Here is a 1,490-nt window from a genome sequence, read left to right as displayed (position 1 = left end):
CACAGATCCGTACGTGCGGCTTTCCCGCATACGGCTCCCACCTCGGGTATTTGACGGCGAACCTCTGGTTCGGCCAGGGATGAAGGATGCGGGGCTTAGGTAGCCAGTCATCGGCGAGTTTGACGATCCTCATCCAGGCCGTCCGATCTTTCTGGCTTCGCCGCCGAAGCGTTCGACGCCAGAGATCGACCACATGGTTTCGGAACGCCTTGAGCGTCTGGCTGTTGGTCGGCACCGCATGATAGTTGAAGAAACCGGTGACGACCTGCTTCAGCCATCTTCCCTGTTCGGGAATCGGCTGATGTCTGCGTTTCCGCAGTTCCTCCTTCACTTCCTTGAGTTTGGCCTGCATGCGGTCGCGTCGTGACTTCCGCTTGATCAGGAATTTGCCCTGACGCGACTTGCCGCAGATAAAGGTGAAGCCCAGAAAATTGAAGGTTTCCGGTTTTCCGAGCCCGAGTTTCCCGCGTTTCGCCGCCGCGTGGCGGCCAAACTCGATCAGACGGGTCTTGTCCGGATGGAGCGACAACGCAAACTCCTCGAACCTCGCGCGCACCGCATCAAGGAAGCGACGTGCGTCGTCCTCCCGCTCGAAGCCGGCCACCACATCGTCGGCATAGCGCACAACGATCATGTCGCCGCGGGCCTCGCGCCGTCGCCAGCGTTCGGCCCAGAGGTCGAGAACGTAGTGCAGGTAAACGTTGGCAAGCAGCGGTGACACCACCGAGCCTTGCCCCGTTCCCCGGTCACTGACCGTCACCGTTCCATCTTCGAGGATGCCCGCCCGGAGCCATTTCTGGATCAGGCGAATGATGCGCTGGTCGCCGATCCGGTGTTCGACGAAGCGGCACAGCCATTCCTGGCTCACCGATCCGAAAAAGTCCCGAATGTCGGCGTCCAAAATGTAGTTCACCTTCCGGTTGGTGATCCCCACCACCAGGGCGTCCAGCGCATCGTGTGGTCCCCGTCCAGGTCGGAACCCGTATGAGAATCCAAGGAAATCTTCCTCGTAGATGGCGTTGAGCACCATGGTGGTGGCCCCCTGGACAATCTTGTCTTCCAGGGCGGCAATCGCCAGCGGCCTTTGCCGGCCATCCGCCTTCGGTATGTACGTCCGGCGGGACGGTTGTGGTCGGTATGCCCCTCGGTGGACCCGATCATGCAAGTCTGAGAGCCTCCGCTCCAGGTCTGCCTCGTAGTCCTTCCACGTCATGCCATCGACGCCGGGGGCGGCTTTGCGCTTGAGCGCCAAGAACGCCTGCCTGAGCAGGTTGACAGTGATGTGGTGGAGAAGCGCGGTGAACTTTTCCTTCTTTCTCAGCCTCGCGGCTTGCCGTACGCGGCCCAGCGCCTGGGTCACACGCTCCCGGCTCTGCGTCCGGAGTGTGCGTTGCTGGTCCGCGTTCCCCTCGGTCCCCGCCCTTGGCTCCACCGACTCCGCCACCAGTCTTCCGGCTTTGTTCGTCGGCTTCATCGCTACTATGTTGGGG

General features: G+C 61.6%; 1 protein-coding gene. It reads right to left on the bottom strand.

The window, feature by feature from the left end; genetic code table 11:
• Positions 1-1,360: group II intron reverse transcriptase/maturase (gene ltrA, locus CWS72_RS27270; protein WP_420824093.1), on the bottom strand; the 1,360-nt coding region annotated here is incomplete at its 3' end.
• Positions 1,361-1,490 lie beyond the last annotated feature (130 nt).

Origin of the sequence: Telmatospirillum siberiense, assembly GCF_002845745.1 — a bacterium.
In the GTDB taxonomy this organism is placed as follows: Bacteria; Pseudomonadota; Alphaproteobacteria; order Rhodospirillales; family Magnetospirillaceae; genus Telmatospirillum; species Telmatospirillum siberiense.
This window is presented reverse-complemented; position numbering and strand designations above follow the sequence as displayed.